Here is a 23,375-nt window from a genome sequence, read left to right on the forward strand (position 1 = left end):
ATATATGAACAATCAAAACAAAAGCAAAAAAATATTTCTTTTATACACGCTTATAAGTATAGGATTTTTAATATTCTTGGGTGTGATGCTTCTTACAACACTTAAATCTCGTAATCTTCCGTCATTATATACTAAAGAGAGCTCAAAAGCTGTTCGCGGTTCTATCATAAGCGCTGATGGTTTTCATATAGCTACGACAAAAAAATTATATAAAGCAATTGTAAATACTCACTACATTGACCCTCAAAAAAAAGAATTGTTTGTTGAACTATTTAGTATCTATTCCGGCATGAAGGCAGAAGATATTAAAAAGAAACTTAGCAAGCGCAAAGGTGTTGTTGTTCTTAGTTACAACATACCGCAAAAACAAGCACAATATCTAAAGCGCCTTGCTTATGAACTAAGACGATTTAATGTATTTGTTGAGAGAAAAGACTCAAGAACCGGCAGGACATCATTACATGGTCTTAGTATTATCGAGAGTGGAGAGAGCAGAGAGTATGCTTACGATGATTTATTAACTCCAATAATTGGTTACCCGCACAAACTTGAAGAAGATGGTTATACATATATAAAAGGTGTTAAAGGTCTAGAGAAAAGATTTGAGGGAGAGCTTCAATCAAAACAAGATGAACTCTCGCAAGGTCCAAGAGATGTAAATAGCTACATTATATTAAATAAAGACAGTTTTACTAAGCCAAGCATAAATGGTCTTGATATAAAACTAAATATACCTGTTTCCCTTCAAATAAGAGTAGAAAAGATGCTTGATACTATGAAAGAAGAGTTAGAAGCTAAACAGATTATGATTGCTATCATGAACTCTAAAAATGGCAAAGTCATTACAATGGCTAGTTCAAATAGATTTTCTCCCAAAAATATAAAAAGAAGTGACTATCCATCTCTAAATGCTGCAATGATAGAGTATAGTTTTGAGCCAGGAAGTGTTATTAAGACCATTACCTTTTCTATTTTACTGGATAAGGGACTAATAAACCCTTACGACTTAGTCAATGGACACAATGGGCGCTTTAAGATTGGTAGAAAAGTCATAACAGATGAACATAGGTTTGACTGGTTGTCTGCTGAGAATGTTATTGTCCACTCATCAAACATAGGTATAGCACAGCTAGCTCAAAAACTCTCCGGAGCAGAGTTTTATAATGGTTTAAAAAAATTTGGATTTTCCCAGAAGTCTACACCAGATCTAATTTATGAAAAAACTGGTTCTTTGCCGCATGCGCAGAGATTGAACAATGAAATTTATAAAGCGACATGTTCTTACGGATATGGTATGCACGCAAATCTTATGCAGATTATTCGGGCATATAGTGCCTTTAGCAATAACGGTAGAATTGTAACGCCAAAAATCGTATATAGCTTTATAGACAACTATAAAAAAGAGATTATCATTCCGGATGAAGAGCAGATTCAAGTTATTAAAAGTACAACGGCTCAAAGAGTAAAGAAAATTTTAATAAAAACAGTTAATGAAGGAACAGGAATAAAAGCCAAAACAGATGGTTTAGAAATTGGCGGGAAAACAGGAACAGCACATATAGTTGAAAAAGGCAAGTATGTAAATAAATACAATACTGCTTTTGTTGGTTTTGCTAACGATGAAACAAGTAAATACACTATTGGTGTAGTTGTAATTCAACCAAAATCAAGCCAATTTGCATCAAAAACCTCTGTGCCGGTATTTAAAAAAGCTGTTGACATTATGGTTGAAGAAGGTTATTTAAAGCCAAATATTATCGAGTAATCTCGTAGTCCCAACTTTTACTTCAACCAAAATAACTGTATTTCCAATCTCTACATGTGAGATTTGTTCAAAATCACGATTTAAAACTTCTACATAAAAAATTTCCAATGGGCTAAGAATTTCTCTCATTTTTTTTACAATTTCTTTTGAATCTAAAATTTTTTTACTTACCATCATACTCGCAGAATGCAGCGATGCTGATATTTTTAAAGCTTCTTGCCTCTCATGTACACTTAAATAAGCATTTCTGCTGCTAAGTGCCAAACCGCCACTCTCTCGAACTGTGTCAACAGCAACTATCTCTACGCTCATAAAAAGTTGTTTTACCATCAAAGAGATTAGGTTAAGTTGTTGAGCATCTTTTTTCCCAAAGTAAGCTCTAGTTGGGTTAACTATGTTTAAAAGCTTCATAACAACTGTTAAAACACCGTTAAAATGAGATGGTCTGCTGTTTCCCTCTAAAACAAAACCTCTAACCTTTGGAGCATTGATAGTCACTTCATCATCACCATAAATATCTTCAGCTTTTGGGAAAAAGAGGATATCAACACCGCTTAATTTACAAATATGTTTATCGGCTTCATCTTTTTTAGGATATGTGTCTAAGTCTTCGCCCTTTAAAAACTGTGTGGGGTTTAAAAACACAGATACAACTACTAACTCATTTTGCTCTTTAGCTTTTTTTATAAGAGATATGTGCCCCTCATGCAGAGCACCCATAGTTGGAACAAATCCAACTGTCTCGTTTTTATTTTTTAAATACTCTTTTAATTCAAATGGATTGGAAATAATCTTCATAAATTATACCTTGGTGTGTTATAATCGCAATTATACAATAATGGAGCAGATTTATGGACAATTATGAATATACAGAGCTGCTAAAAAATATTACTATCAAAATGGACAATATCACCGATGTAGTTGAGCCTGAAAAACTTCAAATAAGATTAGACGAAATACAAGAGCTAGAAAATGATCAGAACTTTTGGAATGATGCCACAAATGCTGCAAAAATTCAAAAAGACAAAACACAGATTGAGCGTAAGCTTAGTAAATATTTTATAGCTAAAAATGCCATTACAGATGCAGTTGAACTTTATGAAATGGCTAAAGAAGAAAATGATGAAGAGTCTATAAATGAGTGTTTTAACAGTGCTGAGGAGTTGGAACAACAAATACTTAACATGGAAATAGAAGTCCTTTTAAATCAAGAGATGGACTCCAATAATGCTATTCTTTCTATTCATCCAGGAGCTGGAGGAACAGAGAGTCAGGATTGGGCTGCAATGCTTCTTAGAATGTATAAAAGATGGGCAGAGAGGCGAGGATTTAGTGTTGAAGTATTAGATTACCAAGTCGGGGATGAAGCTGGCATCAAAGATGCGTCAATCCTTGTAAAAGGTGAAAATGCTTATGGCTACTTAAAAGTGGAAAATGGCATTCATAGGCTTGTTCGTATCTCACCATTTGATTCTAATGCAAAAAGACACACTTCTTTTAGCTCTGTCATGGTATCACCTGAAATTGATGACAACATCAATATAGAAATAGAAGATAAAGATATTCGCGTAGACACTTATCGTGCAAGTGGTGCAGGTGGACAACATGTAAACAAAACAGAATCAGCAATCAGAATCACTCATATTGAGACAGGAGTAGTTGTACAGTGTCAAAACGACAGGTCTCAACATAAAAATAGAGCGACTGCGATGAAGATGCTAAAGTCTCGTCTTTATGAATTAGAATTAGAAGCTCAAAAAGCAGAAAATGCCGGTATTGCTAAAAGTGAGATTGGATGGGGACATCAGATTCGTTCTTATGTTATGCAGCCATATCAACAGGTCAAAGACACAAGAAGCAATGAAGCTTATTCAAATGTATCTGGCATACTAGATGGTGATATAGACAAGATGATAGAGGGTGTGCTTATTGCTCAGAATCGAGCTTAGTCTTTTTATCTCTGTTAGGTTTTATAAAACTATACACTAAAAATCCAGCTCCAAAAATCATTGTTAATATAACAAAATACCGCACCTGTTTTTTTTGAGCTTCTTTAAACTCTTTTAAAAACTTAGTACTGCTTGGCTTTGATACTGTAGTGGAGCTGCTGCCTCTCAAGACACTCGCTTCCATTCTTGCTACATTAGCTGCTGCGATTTCATTTTGAGTCAAAGCTTCTTTTGGAGTTGTCCAAAAATAGATTGCAAAACCGACAATGAGCATTAATGAACCTAGAGTTCTAAAAATTAAAATTTTATTTTTTAAAAATATTTCTTTCATATATATACCTTTTTCTAATGAAAATTATGTCAGACTTTTAGTATGAATATACTTAAAGAATTTTTGACTAATGATAAATGCTCGTACTTGGATGACAAGCAACAAATTACTCATTATAAAGTTATAGACAGCTGTTCGACTCTGCAGTGCCAAGAGTTAGTTGAGCGTGGTTATAGAAGATTTGGCAAAATGTATTTCAGACCTACATGTATCTCATGTGATGAATGCAAAAGCATAAAAATTGATGTAGATAATTTTGAATTTTCAAAATCTCAAAGAAGAGTTATGAGAAAAGCTTCAAATATTAAGAGCTATATTCAAAGACCGTCTCTAAGTAAAATTCACCTTGAGCTGTTTGATAAGTACCATTTATACATGAAAGATAAAAAAGGCTGGGAACATTCTACGACAAGTGCACAAGGTTACTATGGCTCCTTTGTCGATGCTCATAATGATTTTGGATATGAAATTCTTTACTATGATGAGGACAGATTAATAGGGGTGGACCTTATTGATATTCTCGACGATGGAATATCTTCAATATACTTCTACTATGATCCTGATTACAATAAGTACTCTTTGGGTAAACTTTCACTATATAATCAAATTATGTATGCTAAAAATTCTAATAGAAAGTGGATTTATTTAGGGTATTATGTTCAAGGGTGCCCATCTCTTTCATACAAGTCGCACTACAAACCATATCTTACGCTTGATGGAAAACCAAGCTTAGAAGAAGATTTCAAATGGTTTTAGTTTTCAATTAACTCTTTTCTTTGCCGTTCACGAATCTCTTTCTTTTTTTGTTTTAATTCAATTTCAAGTTGTTTTATTTGAGCTTCTTCTCTTAGTTTATCTTTTGCTCGCAATCTTTTTATTTTTTCTGATTCAACTTCTTTTTTATAAGCCTTGTTAGCTTCTTGGCGTTTTTCAATCGCTAAATCCTCACTTATAAAATATTCTATTATTCCAGAAGGATTAATCTCATCACTATGATTATTGTAATAATCCAGAATCTCAGCCCTGTGGGCTTTAGTATCCATTAAGCCTGAATTGACAACTGCTAGAAAAAGTCTGCTATTTTCACTTTCAACAGATGATTTAAAACTACTGCTAACACTTCTTTTAAAGTAAGTATATGTGCTTGAAAGCTCTCTTAAGCTCTCTAGATAGGAATCTTTATCTGCATTTTTATCAGCAGAGTCTATTGCAACACCTTCTTCTCTAAGATTTTGAACATCTTTTATATACTTATCTATTTTATCGTTTAGATGTGAAAATTCGGGTATATATTTTAACTTTTGTATATTTTTAACACTGCTATATATTTCATTGCCTAACGATGAATACACATTAGGTGCCTGCGCAAATATAAGTGTTGCTAAAAGGGATAAAGTAACAAAAAATTTCATGAACCTACCTGTTTTTTTATTTTTTTAATCATAGATTGATATAATCATATTATGATTAAAAAAATAAAAATTGAACTTATATACTTCACATGTATATTAATAATCCTAGCTCTGTTTCAACACTCAGACTTACTAACATCTCCACTGGCAAGAATTGATGCAATGGTGCAAAAAGAGAACTATTTTCATCCATTGCTATGGACATCCATCGTATATCTTGTAGTCGGACTTGTAAGATTTATTGTCAAGTTTCTATTTTATCTAAAAAATAGAAATAAAAGCTAATTGACTAAAGCAATATCGGCAAGTTTTGATTTGTTTTTAGAGTTAAAATTTAAAAATAAGTAAATAGAGAGTATGTAAGATACTAACAGCATTAACTGCTGTTAGTAGGAAAAATGGTTAGATATTAACCATTTCTTTTTTTCTGAATCTCTTCAGAAACATTTTTTGGAACTTCTTCATAATGATCAAATTCCATAGAGTATGTAGCTCTACCTTGAGTTGCTGAACGAAGGTCAGTTGAATAACCAAACATTTCTGCAAGTGGAACAAATGCATCAACAATTTTGTTTCCGCTTCTGTCGCCCATAGAGTTAACTTGTCCACGACGACGGTTAAGGTCTCCGATAACATCTCCCATGTTTTCTTCAGGAACTTCAACTTCAACTTTCATCATTGGCTCTAAGATTGATGGTCTAGCTTTACGACAACCCTCTTTAAATCCCATTGATGCAGCAAGTTTAAATGCCATTTCATTTGAGTCAACATCATGGTATGAGCCATCATATAATGTAACTTCAACATCTTCCATCGGGTATCCTGCAAGTACACCGGCACCCATTGTTTCAACACAACCTTTTTCAACTGCAGGAATATATTCTTTAGGAATTGCCCCACCTTTGATTTCATTGTTGAAAACAAAACCACTATCAGGAGCACCTGGCTTGATTCTAAGGTAAACATGACCAAATTGGCCACGACCACCAGATTGTTTAGCATATTTGTACTCTTGTTCAACTTCGTCTTTAATAGACTCACGGTAAGAAACTTGAGGAGCACCAACTTCAGCTTCAACAGCAAATTCTCTTTTCATTCTATCAACAAGGATTTCAAGGTGTAACTCACCCATCCCTGAAATAATAGTCTGACCAGTCTCTTCATCTGTATTAACTCTAAAAGATGGATCTTCAGCAGCTAGTTTACTTAAAGCGATACCCATTTTTTCTTGGTCAGCTTTAGTTTTTGGCTCAACTGCAACAGAGATAACAGGCTCTGGGAAGTCCATTCTCTCTAACACAACTTTCTCTTCACCCAAACATAAAGTATCTCCTGTTGTAGTACTCTTTAGACCAACAACTGCACCGATTTCACCAGCATAAATCTCTTTAACTTCTTCACGCTTAACAGCATGCATCTTAACGATACGGCCAACACGCTCTTTTTTATCTTTAGTAGAGTTGTGAACAAATGAACCTGCTTCTAATGAACCACGGTAAACACGAATAAAAGTAAGTACTCCCACGAATGGATCTGTCATAATTTTAAATGCTAATGCCGCAAAATCACCATCATCAGTTGAAGGAACAACTACTTCTTTTTCTTCATCGTCCATCAAAGTACCTGTGATAGGTGCTGATTCAACAGGAGATGGTAAGTATGCAACAACTGCGTCAAGTAAAGTTTGAACACCTTTGTTTTTAAATGCTGTACCAGCAGTCATAGGAACAATATGCATAGCAAGTGTAGCTGCTTTTATACCAGCCACAATTTCTTCCTCAGTAAGTTCTTCACCCTCTAAGTATTTTTCTGCTAATTCTTCATTACCATCAACTTCAGAGATTGATTCAATCAACTTTTCACGGTATTCTTGAACTTTATCAACCATATCTGCAGGGATTTCTTCAACATGGTAGTTAGAACCCATTGCTGCATCAACATCCCATACTATAGCTTTCATTTTTACTAAATCAATAACGCCCATAAACTTATCTTCAGCACCGATTGGCAACTGAATAGGAACCGGATTACCTTTTAGTCTGTCACGAATTTGACGCTCTACTTCATAAAAATCCGAACCTGTTCTGTCCATTTTATTAACAAAAACAATAGATGGAACTTTATAACGGTTTCTCTGTCTCCAAACTGTTTCTGATTGAGGTTGAACACCACCAACAGCACAGAAAACTGAAACAGCACCATCAAGTACACGCATTGAACGCTCAACTTCAATAGTGAAGTCAACATGGCCCGGTGTATCGATAATATTTATCTGTTTACCAGCCCATTCACAAGTAGTCGCAGCAGAAGTAATCGTAATACCTCTTTCTTGCTCTTGTTCCATCCAGTCCATAGTTGCAGCACCGTCATGAACTTCACCAATTTTATGTTCACGACCAGTATAGAATAAAATTCTTTCTGTCGTTGTTGTTTTACCTGCATCAATGTGAGCAGCGATACCGATATTTCTTACATCATTAAGTTTATGTGTTCTTGCCATAACTTATCCAATTACCATCTATAGTGAGCAAATGCTTTATTTGCTTCAGCCATACGATATGTATCTTCTTTTTTCTTAAATGCATTACCTTTATCAGACGACGCATCCATTAATTCATTTGCTAATCTCTCAGCCATAGTTCTTTCATTTCTCTTACGAGCAGAATCAATTAACCATCTAATAGATAATGATAGTTGTCGTACCGGGCGTACTTCTACTGGAACTTGATAAGTAGCACCACCAACACGGCGACTTTTTACTTCAATAATTGGTTTAATATTCTCAATAGCCTCATTAAATGTATCTATACCTGTTTTTTCACCTCTAGAGCTAATGATATCCATTGCACTGTATATGATTTTTTCAGCTGTAGATTTTTTACCATCTAACATAATCTTGTTTATAAATTTCGTCAGTATTTTGCTTCCATAAACTGGATCTGGCATAACTGGACGAACGGGAGCTTTTCTTCTTCTCATTTGTTATTTTCCTTCTTCAATTTTCTCAAATTTACTCAAAGCACCAAGTGCCCTGTAGCTAGCTTGAATATTTGGCTTTATAGCCTACTTAGTCTAAATGACTATTTTTTAGGACGCTTTGTTCCGTATTTAGAACGAGCAACCATACGATTAGCAACACCAGCAGTATCTAATGCACCACGAACGATGTGATACTTAACACCAGGTAAATCTTTAATACGACCACCACGAACAAGAACGATTGAGTGCTCTTGAAGGTTATGACCCTCACCACCGATATAAGAAATAACTTCAAAACCTGAAGTTAATCTAACTTTTGCAACTTTTCTTAAAGCCGAGTTAGGTTTTTTTGGTGTAGTTGTGTAAACACGAGTACAAACACCACGACGCTGTGGACACGATACAAGAGCCGGTGATTTTGATTTTTTAATCACGCGTTTACGCTCTTTACGAATCAATTGATTGATTGTAGGCATACAATTCCTTTACTTAATTTTTTCCAGTAGAATTTAACTCACTATTTTTTAGGGAGTTATAGACGCGTAATAATACAGAAGATGTAATTAAAGTTAGCTTATTTTAAGTGTAAATTAATATTTGTAGTTTTAAGTGAGAAGTAAAGGATAGAAATCGACATGTAGAAAATCTACATGTCAAAAAAGAGAGGTAAGCTTATCTTACTACTCTTCTTCACTATTGAACATTATTTCTTGATCTTTATATATACCGGTTCCAACAGGAATAGTACGACCAATAATAACATTCTCTTTAAGATCATTAAGATCATCGATTTTAGCCGATACTGCAGCTTCTGTCAATACTTTAGTAGTATCTTGGAATGATGCAGCAGATATAATCGAGTCAGCTGAAACAGCAGCTCTTGTAATACCGACAAGGAATGGCTCAGCAATCGCAGGACGACCGCCAAGACGCATAATTTTTTCATTCTCTTGTGCAAATTTAGCTTTAGAGATTAGATCTCCTTGAATAAACTTAGTGTCCCCAGATTTAATAATCTTAATCTGTCTAAGCATTTGAGTAAAGATAACTTCGATATGTTTATCAGCAATATTAACACCTTGAGAACGGTATACTTGTTGAACTTCAGACACTAGGTAATTATAAAGTGCTTTAACACCCATAATTCGAAGAAGTTCATGTGAAGAGATAATACCTGAAGTAAGTCTCTCTCCGGCATGTACAAAGTCACCTGATGCAACAACTGCAACATGGGATTTATCAACAAAATATTCTTTAACAATACCCTCAGTAGAGCTTACAACGATTCTAACTTTTCCACGAAGCGATTTACCAAAACTAACAGTACCGTCTATCTCAGAGATAAGTGCAGTTGCTTTAGGACGACGACCTTCAAAAAGTTCAGATACACGAGGAAGACCCCCAGTGATATCGCTTGATTTTTGAAGCGCCTTTGGTGTTTTAGCAATAATATCTGCAATCTTAACAGTTGCGCCATCTTCAACATAGATAGATGATTTTGACTCAATTTGATATCTTATAAGTTCACCATCTTCACTAGCTAAAACAACAGTTGGTTTAAAGTCAGAAGACAAGTGATCGTTAATCATTAAACGAGTTTTACCGGTCAATTCGTCAAACTGCTCACTTGCAGTTGTTCCAATAATAATATCTTCAAATTTAACCGTACCGCTAGTCTCAGAAATAACTGGATTAGAGTATGGGTCCCATTCAGCAATTACAGTAGAGTCATCAGTTTTTGGCTTAGCAATAACTGTTTTAGTATCAACAACAGCATCATCTTCTGTAACAATTACAGATCCACGAGCAATGTAATGTCTTACAGCTTCACGATTGTTATTGTCAACAACTGTTGCAAAAAGACCTTTTTCAACTACTTCATATCCAGCTTCTACGCCTTCAAATCTTTCTAAATAATCACCTTTAAGCAAGAAGTATTTAACAGTACCATCTTCTTTAGCAAAAATTTTCTGAGTAACAGGAGCGCCATCAGCAACCAACAGCTCAGAAGCATATGGGATACGAGATGGAACATTCCAACCATCTTTAATGGTTTCTACGATTGATTCATGTTCAACAACTTCTGATCCATTTTCATATGGGAAGTAGTATTTACCTTCTATTTGTCCACCAATACCAGCTAGCTCATTAGGTTTAGCAATCTCATTTTTACGAAGCACATAACGAACTGTATCTTTTTTAGATGCAACACTTATGATAACTTCATCATGAATTGTTTTAATTTCTAACTTACCTGCAAATGGAGCTTTGATTTTAGGTTCAACTAAAAGTACAGCAGCATTTCTACGATTAGCAACTATATGTTTACCCTCTTTAGAAACATAAGTTTTAAGGTTGTAATAACGAATAAAACCTTCTTTTTCTGCAATAACTTGTCTCTCTTGTGCCGTGCTAGAAGCAGTACCACCAACATGGAATGTTCTAAGCGTAAGCTGTGTACCAGGCTCACCGATTGACTGTGCGGCAATAATACCAACAGCCTCACCTGTACGAACAATATAGCCAGTAGCAAGATTAACACCATAACATAAAGCACAAATACCATTTTCACTTTTACATGTAGTAGGTGTTCTAATATGTGCTGTTTTGATACCGGCTTCAGAGATTACTTTAGCTGAAACTTCATCGATAAGAGTTCCTTCAGCGTAAAGAATTTCATTGCTTATTGGATCAATTACATCATCAGCCAAAACTCTACCGTTAAGTCTATCTTCTAAAGACTCAATTAGAGTATTTTGGTCTGAAATATCAGAAATCTCAATACCCTCATGAGTATGACAATCATGCTCTACTACTTTAACATTTTGAGCAACATCAACAAGCTTACGAGTAAGATAACCCGCATTCGCTGTTTTAAGTGCAGTATCGGCAAGACCTTTTCTAGCACCGTGAGTTGAAATAAAGTACTCAATTACATTAAGTCCTTCTTTAAAGTTAGAAATAATCGGTGTCTCAATAATCTCACCACTTGGCTTAGCCATAAGACCCCTCATACCGGCAAGCTGACGGATTTGTGCAGCAGAACCCCTCGCACCTGAATCAGCCATCATATGTATAGAGTTGAAGCCATCTTTATCAGTTTGAACTAAATCCATCATCTGAGTTGCAAGAGTGTTGTTTGTATCTGTCCAAACATCAATAATCTTATTGTATCTCTCTTGTTCAGTTAAAAGACCTGCTTCATACTGTTTTTGAATCTCAATAACTTTATTTTTACTTTCCGTAATTTTAGCCGGCTTAGTCTCTGGAACAATAATATCATCAATAGAGATAGATACACCAGACTCTGTTGCATGCTTGAAACCTAAATCTTTAAGTTTATCAAGGAAACCGGCAGTAATACCAATACCACCATGTTTTTGAACATAGTCAACAATCTCATTAATAGCTTTTTTCTTCATAACTTTATTCCAAAGCTCAGCAGGAACAAAGTCTGGAAGGATTGCTTTTAAAAGCATTCGTCCAGCCGTAGTATGAATAATTCTTCCATCAATTCTAGTTCTTACTTTTGCATGTAAATCAAGTGCATTATGCTCTATGGCAATTCTTACTTCATCAACATTTGCAAAAAGTTTATTTGAACCTTTTACACCGTTTTTCTCTAAAGTGATGTAGTAGATACCAAGAACCATATCCTGTGAAGGTGTAGCTATCGCTTTACCTGATGCAGGAAGCAAGATGTTCATAGAAGCCATCATGAGTACTTTACACTCTGCTATTGCAGCAGAAGATAAAGGTACATGTACAGCCATTTGATCCCCATCAAAATCGGCATTAAATGCAGCACAAACTAAAGGATGAAGCTGTATAGCTTTACCCTCAATTAGTTTAGGGTGAAATGCCTGAATAGAAAGCTTATGAAGTGTCGGTGCACGATTAAGCATAACCGGGTATCCATCAACAATCTCAGCTAGACACTCCCAAACTTCGTTTGTTTTGTCTTCGATCATTTTCTTAGCAGCTTTAACTGTAGTTGCGTAACCTTTATCTTCTAGCTTAGCAATCAAATGTGGCTTAAACAGCTCTAACGCCATTTTTTTCGGTAACCCACACTCATCCATTCTTAAATTCGGTCCAACAACAATTACAGAACGCCCAGAAAAGTCAACACGCTTACCAAGTAAGTTTTGACGGAAGCGCCCTTGCTTACCTTTAATAATCTCACTTAAAGATTTTAGCGGGCGTTTGTTAGCACCTTTTACTGCATTAGCACGGCGACCGTTGTCAAATAGTGCATCAACAGACTCTTGAAGCATTCTTTTTTCATTTCTTACAATAATTTCAGGAGCTTCTAGTTCTACTAAACGCTTAAGTCTTTGATTACGGTTAATAACTCTTCTATATAAATCATTTACATCACTAACTGCAAATTTACCGCCATCTAAAGCAACTAGCGGTCTTAAATCAGGTGGAAGAACAGGAAGCACCGTTAACATCATCCACGCAGGATTATTTCCAGAATTTAAAAATGACTCGATTACTTTAAGTCTTTTTGCAATTGTTTTTCTTTTAGCTTCAGATTTTGTCTCTTCAATATCTTCTTTAAGCTGAGTAAATGCATCAACTAAATCAATAGAGTCTAATAAATCGCGAACAACTTCACCACCCATACGAGCTTTAAAGCCTAACTCACCAAATCTTTGAACTAAAGTACGATACTGCTCTTCATTTAAAACATCATATTTAAGTACAGGTGTTTTTGCTTCAGCATCATAGTATGCTTCCCCACCGGACTCAACTATATATGCTTCATAGTAAAGTACGCGCTCAAGGTCTTTCATCTTGATACCAAGCAGAGTACCGATTCTTGAAGGCAATGAACTAACATACCAGATGTGTGCAACAGGAGTTACAAGTTCGATATGACCCATGCGGATACGACGAACTTTAGTGCTTGTTACTTCAACACCACACTTCTCACACACAACACCTTTATAGCGCATTTTTTTGTATTTGCCACAAAGACACTCATAGTCTCTAACTGGACCAAAGATTTTTGCACAAAATAAACCGTCGCGCTCAGGTTTGAGAGTTCTATAGTTGATAGTCTCAGGTTTTTTTACTTCACCGTGACTCCAAGACATTACTTTCTCAGGAGAAGCTAATCTAAACTGCAGCTGCTTAATATCTTTTGGTCTGTTTTCTTCAGTTACTGCTATAGGTACTAATTTACTCATCGTCTTCAACCTCGTCAAATATTTCTACATCAAGAGCTAGTGACTGAAGCTCTTTAGTTAATACAAATAGTGTTTCAGGAATACCTGAAGCTGGCACTAATTCACCTTTTGTCAGTGCTTTATATGCACGAACACGACCATCAACATCATCAGATTTGATAGTTAACATCTCTTTAAGAACCGCAGAAGCACCATAAGCTTCTAAGGCCCATACTTCCATCTCTCCAAATCTCTGACCACCAAACAGTGCTTTACCACCAACTGGTTGTTGAGTAACAAGAGAGTAAGGTCCAGTAGAACGAGCATGAATTTTCTCATCAACTAAGTGATGTAGTTTAAGTATGTACATGTAACCGACATTTACACGCTCTTTTATCTTCTCACCCGTTAATCCGTTATAAAGTACAACTTTACCGTCAGTGTCCATTTTTGCAAGTTCAAAAAGTTTTTCAAACTCACCGGCATCAACACCTTCAAAAATCGGAGTTGCAAATTTAACACCATTTGACCAGTCACGAGCAAATTTTAGAAATTTTTCATCACTCATCTTACCAATAACTTCTTTAGCATTCATCATGCGAGCAACATCAGCTATTTCTATCATTTTAGAACGAAGGTTTTGAATAAAATCTTTTTGTTTTGACTCAAACTCTTTTGTAATCTGATGTCCTAGTTCACGACCTGCCATACCTAAGTGCATCTCTAAAATCTGACCGATATTCATACGAGACGGAACACCAAGTGGATTTAGACATACATCTACTCCTCTTCCATCTTCCATATACGGCATATCAACTTCTGGTACGATTGTTGAAACGATACCTTTGTTTCCGTGACGACCAGCCATCTTATCACCAACTTTTAGTTGGCGCTTAGTTGCTATGTATATTTTTACATATTTAACTACACCATTTGGAAGGATGTCATCTTTTTCTAAAATATTTAGCTTCTCTTCGTGTTCATCACGGAAAAGTCTTTTCTCTTTTTGAAAATAGTTTTTAGTCTTGTTGTACTCATCTTGAATCTCTTGAGAGAATGACTTGATGATTGCATTCATAGCAAAACGATTTACTTCAAGTAAATCTTTACCATTGATAATATCACCGGCTTTATAATTTACTTTACCGATTGTTATATCTGAAACCAATGCTTCTTTAGTAAGAAGTTTAGTAACTCTTAGCATCTCTTCTTTATCTATCATTAGAAGTCTGTCATAATGCTCACGCTCTAAATAATCTCTCTCTTCTTTTTCTAGTTCAAGTGCACGAGGGTCTTTGTCATAACCTTTTTTAGTAAAGATTTTAACATCAACTACAACACCTTCCATACTCGGAGGACAGTAAAGTGATTTATTGATAACATGTCCGGCTTTTTCACCAAAGATTGCACGAAGCAGGCGCTCTTCCGGAGTTGGTTTAACTTCACCTTTTGGAGAAACTTTACCGACTAAAATCATACCGCCGCTAACATTTGTACCGATTTTAATAATACCGCTCTCATCAAGATGAGCTAGTTCATCATCTCTTACATTTGGAATATCACGAGTAATCTCTTCTACACCATGTTTGAGCTCTCTAGCTTCAACTTCTTTTTCATAAATGTGAACTGAAGTAAATGCATCTTTTCTGATTAGTCTCTCTGAGATTACAATAGCATCCTCAAAGTTATAACCGTTCCAAGGCATAAAAGCAACCATTGCATTAACACCAAGTGCTAACTCGCCTTGATCCATATTTGGACCATCTGCAATAATTTGACCTTTAGTAACTTCTTCGCCAACATTAACTATTGGTTTTTGTGCAAAAGAAGTATTTTGATTTGTGCGAAGATTTTTTTGTAATGGGTAATAGTCTATATAGATATCTCCATCTTCTTCGCCCATAATATATATATGTTTTCCATCAACTTTTTCTACTTTACCGGCACGCTTAGCTTTAACACATTCCCATGAATCACGAGCAACAAGCTTTTCAACACCTGTTCCAACCATTGGAGCCAATGGTCTTAAAAGAGGTACTGCTTGACGCTGCATGTTTGATCCCATAAGTGCACGGTTGGCATCATCATGTTCTAAAAATGGAATAAGCGAAGCTGCAACACCGACAACCATATGAGACGAAAGGTCTGCATATTGTGACTCAGTGCTTGGACGAAGCAATATCTCTCCATCTATTCTAGTTGTAACTAGATCATCAACAAACTGACCATTATCATCTAACTTATTAGATGCTGCGGCAATTTTCTTACCCTCTTCTTGTGTAGCTGTAAGATAAACAATTTCTGAAGTTACCTTACCATCTTTAACTACTTTATATGGAGCTTCAATAAATCCATGCTCATTAACTTTAGAGTAAGTTGCAAGAGTATTAATAAGACCAATATTTTGTCCCTCTGGAGTCTCAATAGGACAGATTCTACCATAGTGAGTCGGATGAACATCACGCACTTCAAAGCCGGCTCTTTCTTTAACTAGACCACCTTCACCAAGAGCCGATAGACGACGCTTGTGAGTAACCTCTGAGAGTGGATTCGTTTGATCCATAAACTGTGAAAGTTGTCCACCGGAGAAGAATTCCATAATTGTTGATGTAATCATTTTTGAGTTGATTAGATCATGTGGCATAAGTTCAGACATTGGTCCACTCATAGTAGATAATTTATCACGAATCGCTTTTTGCATTTTTATAAGACCGTTATGTAACTCATTACCTAAAAGTTCGCCAATTGAACGAATACGACGATTACCTAAATGATCTCTATCATCTAAATGACCTTGACCGTTTTTAACTTTAATAACATATTTAACAGATTCAATAACATCTTCATGAGTTAAAACAGTTACATATTCAGGAATATTAAGTCCAAGTTTATGATTCATCTTCATACGACCGACTTTAGTTAAGTCATATCTTTCAGGATCAAAGAAAAGCTGGTTAACAAAAGATTTAGCAGCCTCTTTAGTTACCGGTTCGCCTGGTCTCATAACTTTGTAGATACGAATAGCAGCTAAGTCATTCTCATCTTCAATATCTTCAGTCTGTTTTAGCAGTTTAAGTGAATCAGCATCGGCATTAAATGCATTAATGATTGATCCATCAACACCTTCAGCTAAATCATTTGCTACTTTAAACTCTTTTACACCAATCTCAGACATCTTTTTAAGTTTAGTCTCGTCTATATGAGTCATAGTGTCAAAAAGAATTTCCCCTGTTTCAGGATCAATAATCGGTTGAGCTAAATAACGATCCAAAAGTACTTCAAGCGGATATTCAACCTCTTTAAGTCCATCATCAAGAAATTTTTGTGCTTTTTTAGCTGAAAGTCTTTTCCCAGTTCCCAAAAGTATATTGCCATTGGTATCAACTAAATCATATACCAATCTTGATGAGTAGTCTGTTGGAACAAACTCCATAGAAAATTTATTATCTGAAATTTTAATTGTTTGAATAGGATAAAAAAGTTTTAAAATATCTTGTTTAGAGTAACCAAGTGCACGGAACATAATAGTTACAGGAACTTTACGACGCTTATTGATTCTCATATATAAAATATCTTTAGGGTCATACTCAAAATACAACCATGAACCGCGATCTGGAATAATTTGACCGGTATATATCAGCTTATTGCCGGCTGTTGTTGATTCTTCTTCTTTGAAAATAACACCAGGTGATCTGTGAAGTTGATTTACAACAACTCTTTCAACACCATTAATAATAAATGAAGTTCTATCTGTCATAAGTGGGATATCACGAACAAATATACTCTGCTCTTTAATATCCTTAACACCTAATCTTTCTTTTGTATTTTCATCTCTGTCCCATAAAACAAGACGAGTTTTCATTCTTAAGCTTACTGCGTATGTAAGACCACGCTCCATACACTCACGAACAGTATATTTTGGTTTACCAACTTCAGAACCGATGTACTCAACAGTAAGTCTATTTTGAGCATCATGAATAGGAAAAACTGATTGAAATACTGTTTCAACGCCACTAGCTGATCTATCTTTATCATTTAGCATTAAAAAGTTGTTATACGAACTTTGTTGAAGTTGTAATAAGTTTGGTACTTCTATCTGTTGAGGAGTTTTAGAGAAGTCTACACGAAGACGATTTCCAGAGTATAAAGTGTTTAACATAGGCTACCTCGATGAGTTGTTAATTATCATATCAAGCGTCCTTGAATGATTTATGTGTGGCTCTATAAAAAGAGCTTGTTTTACAGTGCTTATAAACGACATAAGGGCACTTTTACAAAAAGACAAATATCTCTTTGCAAAAGCGCCCATAATTTTAAAGGATGCGCACAAGAAAATAATTTTCTCGTGCATCACGCTTTTAGGTACAGTTGATTATTTAACTTCTACAGTTGCACCAGCTTCTTCTAGAGCAGCTTTTGCTTCCTCTGCAGCTTCTTTGTCAACACCCTCTTTGATTGTCGACGGTAATGCTTCAGTTGCTTCTTTTGCTTCTTTTAGTCCAAGACCAGTAAGAGCACGAACAGCTTTAATAACACCAATTTTCTTAGCGCCAGCATCAGTTATAATAACACTAAATTCTGTTTGCTCTTCAGCAGCAGCTCCACCAGCAGCAGCTCCACCAGCAACAGCTACAGGTTGTGCAGATACGCCAAATTTTTCTTCAAATTCTTTTACTAACTCAGAAAGTTCTAATACAGAAAGTCCTGAGATAAACTCTAATACATCTTCTTTTGTTACAGCCATAATATAGCTCCTTAATTTTATTTTTAATGAAGCATTTACTTCATCTGTTTGGTCTGAATACTCAGACATTCTCTAAAAAATATCAACTGACTAAGCAGATTCTTCTTCTTTTTTTTGTCTAAGTGCATCAAGACCGATTGTAAAGTTTGCAATAGGAGCCATCCAAGTTGCAGCAAGCATACCAAGTAACTCTTCGCGTCCTGGAAGTTTAGCAAATGCTTCAATTTTAGCTACATCAGCAGGTTCTTTATCTAAATAACCGGCTTTCATAACAAATAATTCATTACTTTTTGCGAAATCTGAAGAAACTTTTGCAGCATTGATAACATCATCAGACCAAATAAAAATATTTGTATCTTTAATCTCAACACCAGTCATTCCTGCATTATTTAATGCGATTGTTGCTAAAGTATTTTTAACAACCTGAACTTTCGTATCTTTTGCATTAGCAGCTTTTCTTAATTCTTCTAATTTACTAACTGTAAGACCTTTGTAGTCACAGATAACTACAGCGGTAGTGTTAGCAAATGAATCAGTTAAGTCAGCAATAACTTCTGCTTTTTTTGCTTTTAACATATAATCTCCTTTCCAGACATCAAACTTCAAGTTGAGCGGTATATAACCAATTAAGCTTTCGCCTGCAACTGTCTTTAGTCTATAAAATAAATGAGTCTTATTTAAGTCTCAAATCGGAAATCTGGATAGATTGCCTACATAAAATCTAAATAAGGATTGGGATTATATCGAAATATTATTTAGAGTTTGCTTTAATTAATATAATAATCTAATAAGTTGTTTAATAAGTTTATTTTGAATATAGTTTTCAAATATATTTTTTAGATATAACTATGAAGGTAAAGATTGAAACTGGCAATCCAGTTAAAAAAACTAAGCGGAGAATCCACTTAGTAAATGTAATAATAATTATTTGATATCAGCTAGTTCTAAAACATCAAGCTTAACAGCAGGACTCATTGTTAAACTAAGCACACCATTTTTAATGTAACGACCTTTAGCAGAAGCCGGCTTTTGTTTGTTGATTGCTTTAATAAGAGAAACAAGGTTTTCAGCTATCTGAGTAGCTTCAAAACTTGCTTTGCCGATACCTGCATGAATATTTCCTTTTTTATCAACACGGAAATTTACTTGACCACCCTTAACATTTGTAACTGCAGTTGCAACATCTGGAGTAACAGTACCAGTTTTAGGATTAGGCATCATACCTTTTGGTCCTAAAATACGACCGATTTGACCAACTAGCCCCATACAGTCAGGAGCAGCAACAACTACATCAAAGTTAAAAATTCCCTCTTTGATTTGTGCTACTAAATCATCAGTACCAACAATATCAGCACCAGCTGCTTTTGCTTCATCAGCCTTAGCACCCTTAGCAAAAACTGCAACACGAACTGTTTTACCAGTTCCATGAGGAAGCACGATTGCACCACGAACCATTTGATCAGCATGTCTTGGATCTACATTTAAGTTAAGTGCCACTTCAACAGTCTCATCAAACTTTGCACTTACTAAACTCTTTACTGTAGAAGATGCGTCAGTTACACTATATGCTTTAGTTGCATCAATTTTTTCTATTAATTGTTTATATCTTTTACTCATTTTCAAATTCTCCATATAAATTCTTCCACATTATTTTAAATCATTGTGGTTTATGATATCTTAATATTAGTCTACTATTTCTATACCCATTGAACGAGCTGAACCAGCTAAAGTATTAGCAGCCATCTCTTTATCATCAGTATTTAAATCTTCAATTTTAGCATCAACAACTTCCATTAATTGTGCACGAGTAATTTTTCCAACTTTGTTTAAAAGTGGATTATCCGTACCTTTTTTAAGTCCAGCCGCTTTCATAAGAAGAGCAGCTGCCGGTGGTTGTTTAGTGATAAAAGAAAAACTTCTATCTGTATAAACAGTAATAACAACAGGAACTTTAAATCCCATTTTATCTTTTGTTTTTTCATTAAATGCTTTAGTGAATTCCATGATGTTAACACCACGCTGTCCTAAAGCCGGTCCTACTGGTGGTGCAGGGTTTGCTTTACCAGCTTCAATATGTAGCTTGATATAATCCATAACTTTTTTTGCCATGTTTGTTTCCTTATTATTATTTTACTTATACAATCTGAACTTGGCTCAGACCGCTACGCTAACGCTAAGTTCTCTTCAGCAGAATGCTCGCGCGACTAGTCGCTTTAAACTACGCTAAAGTTAAACTTTCAGTCAAAGTCTAACTTTAGCGTAGTGTATAGCTAGTTAAATTATTTTTTCAACTTGAGTATAAGAGATATCAACCGGAGTTGCTCTACCAAAAATTGAAACATTTAGTTTTAGAGTTCCGTGCTCTAAGTCATACTCGTCAACAGTTGCAGTAAAGTTTGCAAATGGACCATCTATAATACGAACTGTCTCACCATTATCAAAAAATACTTTTGGTTTAGGTGCCGCACGGTTGTTAACTCTGTCAAGAATTACATTGATATCATGTTCACTTAAAGGAGTAGGATGACTTCCTTCACCAATAAATCCGGATACCTTTGGAATAGTTTGAATAAGGTGTTGTATTTCTGTATTTAGGTCTATTTTTGCAAAAACATATCCTGAGTACAATGAGCGTTCAGATATTTTTTTCTTGCCATCTTTAACTTCAATAACATCTTCAGTCGGTACTATAACATCAGTAATAGCATCTTGAAGACCCATCTCTTCGATCAGATTGAAAATTGCATCGCGTACAGATCTTTCGCTTCCATATGTTTGGATAGAGTACCATTGGTGATTACTTGTTTTTTCTTCCATCGTTACTCCTTAACCTAAAATTGCTGACATAATAGACGACATTGCCAAATCAACTAAAGCTAAAAAAGCAGCTACAACCGCTACTACAATAACAACTGATATGTAAGCTTGTTTAACCTGACCTTTTGTAGGAAAAATAACCTTGCTAAGTTCTATTCTTGCATTTCTAATATGTGTACCGATATTCATTTAACTTTCCTATAAGTGCATTAGTTAAATATAAAGCTAAAAAAGCTTTACAATTAATTAATGGTGGCAGGCGTAGAGAGACTCGAACTCCCAACACCCGGATTTGGAATCCGGTGCTCTACCATTGGAGCTATACGCCTAGACTCCTTAATTTTACAAACAAAATCAAGGGAACTTTCTTATTATATTAACTTAAAGAGCTAAAACTGATTTACAGTTTCATCTCTTTATGTGTTGTATGTTCTCTACAGAACTTACAGTATTTTCTTACTGAAAATTTTTCAGTATGAGTTTTTTTATTTTTTGTTGTGTGATAGTTTCGTCTAGTACATTTTTCACAACCTAAGTGAATTGCTTCTCTCATATTAATTAACCTTTAAAGGATTAATGCAAATTAGCCCAAGGCTAATTATGCAAGAATCTCAGCAACAACACCAGCACCAACAGTTCTACCACCTTCACGGATAGCGAACTTAGTACCTTGTTCCATTGCAATTGGGTGAATAAGTTCAGCAGTAATACTTACATTATCACCTGGCATAACCATCTCAGTACCTTCTGGTAAAGTGATTGCGCCTGTTACATCAGTTGTACGAACATAAAACTGAGGACGGTAACCGTTAAAGAATGGAGTATGACGACCACCCTCATCTTTACTTAGTACATAGATCTCAGCAGTAAATTTAGTGTGAGGTGTGATTGTACCTGGCTTACATAGTACTTGACCACGCTCAACATCGTCTTTACCAATACCACGAACTAAAATACCACAGTTGTCACCAGCTTCACCTTGATCCATTTCTTTACGGAACATCTCAACACCAGTTACAGTAGTTTTTTGAGTATCACGGATACCAACGATTTCTACTTCTTCACCAACTTTAACAACACCACGCTCGATACGACCAGTTACAACTGTACCACGACCAGAGATTGAGAAAACATCTTCAACAGGCATTAAGAAATCTTTGTCTGTTTCACGAGTAGGCTCAGGGATATAAGCATCTACTTCAGCCATAAGTTTTTGGATTTTCTCAGACCACGGTCCAAGAGTACCAGTTTTTGCTTCTTCAAGAGCTTTAAGAGCTGAACCAGCTACGATTGGAGTATCGTCACCTGGGAAGTCATACATGTCAAGAAGTTCACGAATTTCCATCTCAACTAATTCCATTAACTCTTCATCATCAACCATATCTTCTTTATTCATGAAAACAACGATATATGGAACACCAACTTGCTTAGAAAGTAGAATATGCTCACGAGTTTGTGGCATTGGGCCATCCGCTGCAGATACAACTAAAATAGCACCATCCATTTGCGCAGCACCAGTAATCATGTTTTTAACATAATCGGCGTGACCCGGACAATCAACATGTGCATAGTGACGACCATCAGTCTCATACTCAACATGTGAAGTAGCGATAGTAATACCACGCTCTCTTTCTTCTGGTGCATTATCGATTGCATCATAATCCATAAGTGCTGCACCATTAGTTACTGCTAATACTGCAGTAATTGCTGCTGTTAATGTTGTTTTACCATGATCAACGTGACCAATAGTACCAATGTTTACATGCGGTTTATTACGCTCAAACTTTTCTTTTGCCATAGTGTCCTCCGACTGTTTATTGTGAATTGAAACGGGATTATACCCAAAAATCATTCAATTATTGCTTAAATTACATTAAAACTTATTATTATGGTGCTGACGGTGGGAATTGAACCCACGGCCTCTTCCTTACCAAGGAAGTGCTCTACCCCTGAGCCACGACAGCTTCAGCAGTAAGTTTTAAGCAATAATTGCATGATTCTTTATATTAATAGTAAATTAGTTTTTTGATTAGATTTAAAGCTATATAGATATTTATATAATATTCTATATAATGAAGTAATTTGGTTGAAATTGTACTTCAGCTTCCAGAATGATTATTCAATGGAGCGGGTGAAGGGACTCGAACCCTCGACCCTCAGCTTGGAAGGCTGACGCTCTAGCCAACTGAGCTACGCCCGCA

The 23,375-nt window shown here is 35.5% G+C and carries 20 protein-coding genes and 3 tRNA genes; 4 read left to right on the forward strand and 19 right to left on the reverse strand.

All coding sequences use genetic code 11. The features are described 5' to 3' along the window. Window positions 1–4: 4 nt before the first annotated feature. Window positions 5–1,765 (forward strand): penicillin-binding protein 2, encoded by a 1,761-nt coding sequence (locus OQK60_RS02740; protein ID WP_297683832.1) that lies wholly within the window; start codon window positions 5–7, stop codon window positions 1,763–1,765. Here OQK60_RS02740 and panC read toward each other — a convergent pair. Continuing rightward, window positions 1,742–2,563, reverse strand: coding sequence for a pantoate--beta-alanine ligase (panC, locus tag OQK60_RS02745; RefSeq protein WP_297683834.1), 822 nt, complete (start codon window positions 2,561–2,563; stop codon window positions 1,742–1,744). The genes OQK60_RS02740 and panC overlap by 24 nt on opposite strands. A gap of 53 nt (window positions 2,564–2,616) precedes the next feature. On the opposite strand from panC, the gene prfB reads away from it, so the two are divergent. Then, window positions 2,617–3,714 carry a peptide chain release factor 2 gene (gene prfB, locus OQK60_RS02750; RefSeq protein ID WP_297683836.1) on the forward strand — a complete coding sequence of 366 codons (1,098 nt, stop codon included), beginning with the start codon at window positions 2,617–2,619 and terminating at the stop codon, window positions 3,712–3,714. Here the strand turns inward: prfB and OQK60_RS02755 are convergent. Then, window positions 3,692–4,045 (reverse strand): hypothetical protein, encoded by a 354-nt coding sequence (locus OQK60_RS02755; RefSeq protein ID WP_297683838.1) that lies wholly within the window; start codon window positions 4,043–4,045, stop codon window positions 3,692–3,694. The genes prfB and OQK60_RS02755 overlap by 23 nt on opposite strands. A gap of 42 nt (window positions 4,046–4,087) precedes the next feature. Here OQK60_RS02755 and OQK60_RS02760 point away from each other — a divergent pair, with 42 nt between their 5' ends. After that, window positions 4,088–4,801: an arginyltransferase gene (locus tag OQK60_RS02760; RefSeq protein ID WP_297683840.1), complete on the forward strand. Its 714-nt coding sequence runs from the start codon at window positions 4,088–4,090 to the stop codon at window positions 4,799–4,801. Here the strand turns inward: OQK60_RS02760 and OQK60_RS02765 are convergent. Next, window positions 4,798–5,457, reverse strand: coding sequence for a hypothetical protein (locus OQK60_RS02765; RefSeq protein ID WP_297683842.1), 660 nt, complete (start codon window positions 5,455–5,457; stop codon window positions 4,798–4,800). The genes OQK60_RS02760 and OQK60_RS02765 overlap by 4 nt on opposite strands. A 51-nt stretch (window positions 5,458–5,508) precedes the next feature. On the opposite strand from OQK60_RS02765, the gene OQK60_RS02770 reads away from it, so the two are divergent. Then, window positions 5,509–5,742 (forward strand): hypothetical protein, encoded by a 234-nt coding sequence (locus OQK60_RS02770; RefSeq protein WP_297683844.1) that lies wholly within the window; start codon window positions 5,509–5,511, stop codon window positions 5,740–5,742. A 124-nt stretch (window positions 5,743–5,866) separates the two neighbouring features. On the opposite strand, the gene fusA is transcribed toward OQK60_RS02770, so the two are convergent. The 16 genes from fusA to OQK60_RS02850 all read right to left on the reverse strand — a co-directional run bounded on the left by fusA (window position 5,867) and on the right by OQK60_RS02850 (window position 23,374). Beyond that, window positions 5,867–7,957, reverse strand: coding sequence for an elongation factor G (fusA, locus tag OQK60_RS02775; protein WP_297683846.1), 2,091 nt, complete (start codon window positions 7,955–7,957; stop codon window positions 5,867–5,869). Window positions 7,958–7,968: 11 nt separating this feature from the next. Continuing rightward, the gene (gene rpsG, locus OQK60_RS02780; protein ID WP_297683849.1) at window positions 7,969–8,436 is read right to left on the reverse strand and encodes a 30S ribosomal protein S7; all 468 of its coding nucleotides are present in this window, start codon (window positions 8,434–8,436) and stop codon (window positions 7,969–7,971) included. 101 nt (window positions 8,437–8,537) lie between these two features. Beyond that, window positions 8,538–8,912, reverse strand: coding sequence for a 30S ribosomal protein S12 (gene rpsL / locus OQK60_RS02785; protein ID WP_294963212.1), 375 nt, complete (start codon window positions 8,910–8,912; stop codon window positions 8,538–8,540). A gap of 204 nt (window positions 8,913–9,116) precedes the next feature. Next, window positions 9,117–13,634, reverse strand: a complete 4,518-nt coding sequence (rpoC, locus tag OQK60_RS02790; RefSeq protein ID WP_297683852.1) for a DNA-directed RNA polymerase subunit beta' — start codon at window positions 13,632–13,634, stop codon at window positions 9,117–9,119. Next, the gene (gene rpoB, locus OQK60_RS02795; protein WP_297683854.1) at window positions 13,627–17,772 is read right to left on the reverse strand and encodes a DNA-directed RNA polymerase subunit beta; all 4,146 of its coding nucleotides are present in this window, start codon (window positions 17,770–17,772) and stop codon (window positions 13,627–13,629) included. The genes rpoC and rpoB overlap by 8 nt, the downstream gene beginning before the upstream one ends. Window positions 17,773–17,985: 213 nt before the next feature. Further along, window positions 17,986–18,357 carry a 50S ribosomal protein L7/L12 gene (gene rplL / locus OQK60_RS02800; RefSeq protein ID WP_297683856.1) on the reverse strand — a complete coding sequence of 124 codons (372 nt, stop codon included), beginning with the start codon at window positions 18,355–18,357 and terminating at the stop codon, window positions 17,986–17,988. 90 nt (window positions 18,358–18,447) lie between these two features. Beyond that, window positions 18,448–18,933, reverse strand: coding sequence for a 50S ribosomal protein L10 (rplJ, locus tag OQK60_RS02805; RefSeq protein ID WP_297683858.1), 486 nt, complete (start codon window positions 18,931–18,933; stop codon window positions 18,448–18,450). 348 nt (window positions 18,934–19,281) lie between these two features. Then, entirely contained in the window at window positions 19,282–19,974 is a 693-nt protein-coding gene (gene rplA / locus OQK60_RS02810) for a 50S ribosomal protein L1 (protein WP_297683860.1), read from the reverse strand. 66 nt (window positions 19,975–20,040) lie between these two features. Next, window positions 20,041–20,466, reverse strand: coding sequence for a 50S ribosomal protein L11 (gene rplK / locus OQK60_RS02815; protein WP_297683862.1), 426 nt, complete (start codon window positions 20,464–20,466; stop codon window positions 20,041–20,043). Between the two features lie 165 nt (window positions 20,467–20,631). After that, the gene (gene nusG, locus OQK60_RS02820) at window positions 20,632–21,174 is read right to left on the reverse strand and encodes a transcription termination/antitermination protein NusG (protein WP_297683864.1); all 543 of its coding nucleotides are present in this window, start codon (window positions 21,172–21,174) and stop codon (window positions 20,632–20,634) included. A 9-nt stretch (window positions 21,175–21,183) separates the two neighbouring features. Then, a complete protein-coding gene (gene secE / locus OQK60_RS02825) occupies window positions 21,184–21,363 on the reverse strand; it encodes a preprotein translocase subunit SecE (protein WP_297683866.1) in 180 nt (59 codons plus the stop codon). A 64-nt stretch (window positions 21,364–21,427) separates the two neighbouring features. Beyond that, window positions 21,428–21,503 (reverse strand) — tRNA-Trp (locus OQK60_RS02830). A 71-nt stretch (window positions 21,504–21,574) separates the two neighbouring features. Further along, window positions 21,575–21,727, reverse strand: a complete 153-nt coding sequence (rpmG, locus tag OQK60_RS02835) for a 50S ribosomal protein L33 (protein ID WP_294963186.1) — start codon at window positions 21,725–21,727, stop codon at window positions 21,575–21,577. Between the two features lie 45 nt (window positions 21,728–21,772). Next, window positions 21,773–22,972 carry an elongation factor Tu gene (gene tuf / locus OQK60_RS02840; protein ID WP_297683869.1) on the reverse strand — a complete coding sequence of 400 codons (1,200 nt, stop codon included), beginning with the start codon at window positions 22,970–22,972 and terminating at the stop codon, window positions 21,773–21,775. Window positions 22,973–23,063: 91 nt separating this feature from the next. Beyond that, window positions 23,064–23,138 (reverse strand) — tRNA-Thr (locus OQK60_RS02845). 159 nt (window positions 23,139–23,297) lie between these two features. After that, window positions 23,298–23,374 (reverse strand) — tRNA-Gly (locus tag OQK60_RS02850). Window position 23,375: the final 1 nt, after the last annotated feature.

Origin of the sequence: Sulfurimonas sp., assembly GCF_026196735.1 — a bacterium.
GTDB lineage: Bacteria > Campylobacterota > Campylobacteria > Campylobacterales > Sulfurimonadaceae > Sulfurimonas.

What these genes read in the sequence shown, in the direction of transcription:
- tuf (WP_297683869.1), bottom strand. Translation starts at nt 22,972, where the DNA reads ATGGCAAAAGAAAAGTTTGAGCGTAATAAACCGCATGTAAACATTGGT.
- OQK60_RS02740 (WP_297683832.1), top strand. Translation starts at nt 5, where the DNA reads ATGAACAATCAAAACAAAAGCAAAAAAATATTTCTTTTATACACGCTT.
- prfB (WP_297683836.1), top strand. Translation starts at nt 2,617, where the DNA reads ATGGACAATTATGAATATACAGAGCTGCTAAAAAATATTACTATCAAA.
- panC (WP_297683834.1), bottom strand. Translation starts at nt 2,563, where the DNA reads ATGAAGATTATTTCCAATCCATTTGAATTAAAAGAGTATTTAAAAAAT.
- rplL (WP_297683856.1), bottom strand. Translation starts at nt 18,357, where the DNA reads ATGGCTGTAACAAAAGAAGATGTATTAGAGTTTATCTCAGGACTTTCT.
- rpmG (WP_294963186.1), bottom strand. Translation starts at nt 21,727, where the DNA reads ATGAGAGAAGCAATTCACTTAGGTTGTGAAAAATGTACTAGACGAAAC.
- OQK60_RS02755 (WP_297683838.1), bottom strand. Translation starts at nt 4,045, where the DNA reads ATGAAAGAAATATTTTTAAAAAATAAAATTTTAATTTTTAGAACTCTA.
- fusA (WP_297683846.1), bottom strand. Translation starts at nt 7,957, where the DNA reads ATGGCAAGAACACATAAACTTAATGATGTAAGAAATATCGGTATCGCT.
- OQK60_RS02770 (WP_297683844.1), top strand. Translation starts at nt 5,509, where the DNA reads ATGATTAAAAAAATAAAAATTGAACTTATATACTTCACATGTATATTA.
- rplK (WP_297683862.1), bottom strand. Translation starts at nt 20,466, where the DNA reads ATGGCAAAAAAAGTTATGGATTATATCAAGCTACATATTGAAGCTGGT.
- rplA (WP_297683860.1), bottom strand. Translation starts at nt 19,974, where the DNA reads ATGAGTAAAAGATATAAACAATTAATAGAAAAAATTGATGCAACTAAA.
- rpsG (WP_297683849.1), bottom strand. Translation starts at nt 8,436, where the DNA reads ATGAGAAGAAGAAAAGCTCCCGTTCGTCCAGTTATGCCAGATCCAGTT.
- nusG (WP_297683864.1), bottom strand. Translation starts at nt 21,174, where the DNA reads ATGGAAGAAAAAACAAGTAATCACCAATGGTACTCTATCCAAACATAT.
- rpoB (WP_297683854.1), bottom strand. Translation starts at nt 17,772, where the DNA reads ATGTTAAACACTTTATACTCTGGAAATCGTCTTCGTGTAGACTTCTCT.
- rplJ (WP_297683858.1), bottom strand. Translation starts at nt 18,933, where the DNA reads ATGTTAAAAGCAAAAAAAGCAGAAGTTATTGCTGACTTAACTGATTCA.
- OQK60_RS02760 (WP_297683840.1), top strand. Translation starts at nt 4,088, where the DNA reads ATGAATATACTTAAAGAATTTTTGACTAATGATAAATGCTCGTACTTG.
- OQK60_RS02765 (WP_297683842.1), bottom strand. Translation starts at nt 5,457, where the DNA reads ATGAAATTTTTTGTTACTTTATCCCTTTTAGCAACACTTATATTTGCG.
- secE (WP_297683866.1), bottom strand. Translation starts at nt 21,363, where the DNA reads ATGAATATCGGTACACATATTAGAAATGCAAGAATAGAACTTAGCAAG.
- rpsL (WP_294963212.1), bottom strand. Translation starts at nt 8,912, where the DNA reads ATGCCTACAATCAATCAATTGATTCGTAAAGAGCGTAAACGCGTGATT.
- rpoC (WP_297683852.1), bottom strand. Translation starts at nt 13,634, where the DNA reads ATGAGTAAATTAGTACCTATAGCAGTAACTGAAGAAAACAGACCAAAA.